Below are 3,835 nucleotides of genomic sequence, written 5' to 3'. Positions count from 1 at the left end.
TGACGAATTTTACCATCTAGCTGAGGAGGGACATTGGGCACATAGAACCAATCAGGCGCTTCGGCTCCTTTTTCAGGTGGGTCAGTTTCTCGCCAGTAGATACCACAGTCTTGCCCAATGGCATATTGTCCATCAGGATGTCGCTGTTGTAAGATCTCTCCCATCGAATCCGTTAGAATTATGCTTTGGGGATGCTCTTGAAAGTTTTTCACAAATGTTCCATCTGACTCCGGTAGCTGGGTGTGGTCAGGGAAGGGAGGAGGTAATTTGACTCGAGGTACTATCCTTACTGGCAGTGCTAGACGCTGCTTAACACGACTATAACGGGAGTCCCCTTGGAGTTGAACGATGCTGTGAATCTCTTGGTCGTAACAGATAGTCCAGGATGCCTCTATTCTATCTACTCCCTATATAAAAATAACAGTTGGGAGCATGTTAGGGACAGCAGAAAAACTTTCACTCCCTTCTGGAATATCTCATGTTATTTTATACTGATCTGCATATTGCTATGATCAATATCAATATGGAAAGAATAGATAACCCGTTTGTGCATGGTGTAGCAAGCGGAGATCCACTTGAAGATCAGGTTGTGATTTGGACGCGAGTCACTACACCCACATCCGAACCTGTGGAAGTTAACTGGAAAGTAGCTAGCGATTCTGACTTCAGCAAAATTATTGCTTCTGGGACAGCCTTAGCTGAAGCCAATGCAGACTACACAGTTAATGTTGATGTGACTGGTTTAGAACCTGCAACTCGATACTTTTACCAGTTTGAAGCACTAGGTCAGATATCACCCGTTGGCAGAACCAAGACTTTACCAACAAATGGTGTTGAACATCTGCGCTTTGCTCAGGTGTCCTGTGCGAAATTCAATGCTGGCTTCTTCAACGCCTATAGTCGCATTGCAGCACGGGATGACCTTGATTTTTTACTGCATCTGGGTGATTACATCTACGAAGCCTCAAACAAGCCGCCAGCCAGCCAAACACCCGGTGCAGATATTGGTCGTCCGTTTGAACCGGCTCACGAGTGCAAGACACTGGAAGATTACCGCCAACGCTACGATCAGTATCACCGAGATCCTGACCTGCAACGTCTGCGTGCCTCACTACCAATAATTGCTACCCTCGACGATCACGAATTTGCTGATGGTGCATGGCGCGATGGCGCTAGCGAACACAACCCAGAACGCGATGGCGATTGGGCTAAACGTCGCGCTGTTGCGTTCCAAGTACGCTGGGAATGGTTACCAGCACGCAAGCCTGATCCCGCCAACGTACAAAGAGTTTTTCGGAAAGTGTCACTGGGTGGGTTAGCCGATTTAATGTTGATTGACACTCGTACTCTTCGTGATGAGCCTGTACCGCCCCCAGCAATGTTTGACCCAGAACGATCTGCTCTGGGTGCTGAACAACGTACTTGGTTGCTGGAACAGTTTGATACATCGAAGGCACAATGGAAGTTATTGGCAAACCCATCAGTGATGGCGACAACATGGAGTAAAGATTTCCCTCCATCAATTAAGCAAGCACTCCTAAAGCTAAAGCTGATCGATGTTGACGGTATCCGGCCAGATTACGATCAATGGGATGGCTATCCTGTTGAGCGGGATTTACTTCTGTCCCACTGGCGAGACAATGAGATCAAAAATGTTGTTGTACTCAGTGGTGATGTCCACATTGGACTAGCGATTGAGTTAAAGCGAGATGCTTTCGATCCACAAGAAGAACCAATCGCTGTGGAGTTTGTGACGGGTAGCTTGACGTCACAGAACCTTGACGACAAAATGGGTTGGGAACGACGCACACAGTCTATTCCCATTGAGCAAGAGGTGATGAAGGCTTTTCCCCACATTCACTGGTGTGATTTTGACAGTCATGGTTATCTGGTTATTGATGTAACTCCTGCACAAGTTACCGCTCAATGGTGGGCTGTTGATACATTATTGCGTCCTAGCAACACTGAAGAACTGATGTCAACCTGGATGGTTGAGTCAGGTAAGCCAAAACTCATTCCAGCTTAGTTAGTAACTTATTGCCTAAAGTGACAGGGCTTCGGGATTCCCCCCTGAAGCCCTGTGAATCAATATTGAGTAAACTCATTTATGGGGTATATAGCGCTACGCGCAAGTCAGAAGTCAGAAGTCAGAAGTCAGAAGTAAGCTATGACTCAGTTTCGGAGTTTAGTAATGTCAAACATCGAGGTGCGACCCAAGGCCGGGTTCCCCGGCTATTGGAAAGCGCACCTCTGAATGCGTAGTGCTATACTTTACCAATCCTTATGCAGGCTCTACTTATTCCCATTAACGAATAAAACCTTAAACTAGTATTTTTAAGAGGTTTACAATAAATGGATAACGACCAAAACTTGCTAATCCTGACGATTTATATAATCGGCGTTACTTACGTTTTGTACAAAGCTTTCCAGGAAATAGACCAACTCATAACGGTTAAGGTAGACTCTGATGCTATCAATCAGGAACTGGAAAAGAACAATCTTAAGGATTTCATGGAAGTCAACTTTGGCTTCGATCCTAGCTATAAATTGGATGACTTAAAGGATCTTAAACTGAGTGTTAAAAATAAATCCAACGAGAATCCTGTTTATATTGAAATAGACTGGGACAAGAGTCTGATAACTGACTTGGAAAATAATTCCCGACCCATGATTTGGGTAAATTCTGATGATATGGAAGAGGCTCCCAAAAGCCAAGACGTTGGGAAAATTCGTCCTGGTCAAAATTGCGAATTTAAGCTTAGTGATGAAAATATTAAAAATGCGTTGTTTCCAGTAAAAGACTTGAAGAATGCGATTAAAAATGGTGGCAAATTTAATCTCCAATTATTATTTAATTTCTTTGAACCAAATACTGGAAATAGCCGTTCGTTCTACTTACCCTGTAGGTTTACACCGATCAAGTTACACTGGACTCAGGCTATAGTTCTTGCCTTGCAACCTCAATAGGAGTATAGCGTTTTTCAATTTGGTGAGGTACAGAGTACCTGGTTTTAGGGAACAGGGAACAGGGAACAGGGAACAGGGAACAGGGAACAGGGAACAGGGAAAAAATCCTGTGTTCCTCATTAGGATGGAAATTGCTATCATAATCAGGAATAGCAGTGGGCAGTCGTAAGCTATAGCGCGTGTCGCGTATCAGCTAATGCGCTACGGGCAGGCTACGCGAACAGTAGCGTGGCCAAAAGCCAAGGGCTGACGGCTGACGGCTGACGGCTGACCACTGACGGCTGATGGCTGACGGCTGAATGCTTACTGGGAGTCTATGCGCGAAGATTTTGGTTTGTCTCCAGTATTACGAACGTTGACTAACTTATTTAGTACTTCAAACCAAAAGGGGGCTCCCATACAGATTGCGATCGCACTCAAAATAATCCCTAAAACAAATTTGAAGTAAACCCAAGTCAAACCCAGCTCTCTGGGAAGGTGATTGGGTTCTTCAAACTGCTCTACAAGATTAGTTTCTCCCCAGCCAATGGGAAGGAAGGCTAGGTCATCTACAGCTGAGGTTATACTATCATAACAGTCATTATTGTTTGATTCTTGCTGTAAACAGGCACTAGTTTCATTAACAATCCTATTAGTGACTTGATTGGCAGCAGCTCTTACACTGTGGTTTTTATAGAATTGATTGCTGATATTGATGGTATCGATATTCAAGGCTAGGGAAATCACTAATCCAATTAAAAAAGATATGGCTTTAGACTGACGCTTGTATACCCCGGCAGCTCGTGCCATGGATTCGTCAAACCATGTCGCCAGTTCTTCCTGGAGTTTTTTTAGGTCTTTGTTCCGGTCAGAGTATTCAAATTTCGCA

4 protein-coding genes and 2 pseudogenes are annotated in these 3,835 nt (G+C 44.5%); 4 read left to right on the top strand and 2 right to left on the bottom strand.

Annotation, left to right across the window (positions count from 1 at the left end):
* A pseudogene (locus F6K20_RS28325) lies at positions 1-284 on the bottom strand (Uma2 family endonuclease); the annotation flags it as partial.
* Positions 285-478: 194 nt separating this feature from the next.
* Between F6K20_RS28325 and F6K20_RS28320 the strand changes: the two are divergent.
* The 4 genes from F6K20_RS28320 to F6K20_RS28305 all read left to right on the top strand — a co-directional run bounded on the left by F6K20_RS28320 (position 479) and on the right by F6K20_RS28305 (position 3,136).
* The gene (locus tag F6K20_RS28320) at positions 479-2,026 is read left to right on the top strand and encodes an alkaline phosphatase D family protein (protein WP_287267037.1); all 1,548 of its coding nucleotides are present in this window, start codon (positions 479-481) and stop codon (positions 2,024-2,026) included.
* A gap of 65 nt (positions 2,027-2,091) precedes the next feature.
* On the top strand, positions 2,092-2,262 hold the full coding sequence (locus F6K20_RS28315) for a hypothetical protein (RefSeq protein ID WP_287267036.1): 171 nt from the start codon (positions 2,092-2,094) through the stop codon (positions 2,260-2,262).
* Between the two features lie 90 nt (positions 2,263-2,352).
* On the top strand, positions 2,353-2,967 hold the full coding sequence (locus F6K20_RS28310; protein WP_008178215.1) for a hypothetical protein: 615 nt from the start codon (positions 2,353-2,355) through the stop codon (positions 2,965-2,967).
* 22 nt (positions 2,968-2,989) lie between these two features.
* Positions 2,990-3,136, top strand: a complete 147-nt coding sequence (locus tag F6K20_RS28305; protein WP_287267034.1) for a hypothetical protein — start codon at positions 2,990-2,992, stop codon at positions 3,134-3,136.
* Between the two features lie 134 nt (positions 3,137-3,270).
* Here the strand turns inward: F6K20_RS28305 and F6K20_RS28300 are convergent.
* A pseudogene (locus tag F6K20_RS28300) lies at positions 3,271-3,835 on the bottom strand (hypothetical protein); the annotation flags it as partial.

Origin of the sequence: Moorena sp. SIO2C4, from assembly GCF_010672485.1 — a bacterium.
Taxonomy (GTDB): Bacteria; Cyanobacteriota; Cyanobacteriia; order Cyanobacteriales; family Coleofasciculaceae; genus Moorena; species Moorena producens.
Note: the sequence above shows the minus strand (reverse complement) of the source record. Positions and strands in the feature narration are given on the sequence as shown.

Excerpts from the sequence above, each read along its gene's own strand:
- F6K20_RS28320 (WP_287267037.1), top strand. The coding sequence starts at position 479 with ATGTTATTTTATACTGATCTGCATATTGCTATGATCAATATCAATATG.
- F6K20_RS28310 (WP_008178215.1), top strand. The coding sequence starts at position 2,353 with ATGGATAACGACCAAAACTTGCTAATCCTGACGATTTATATAATCGGC.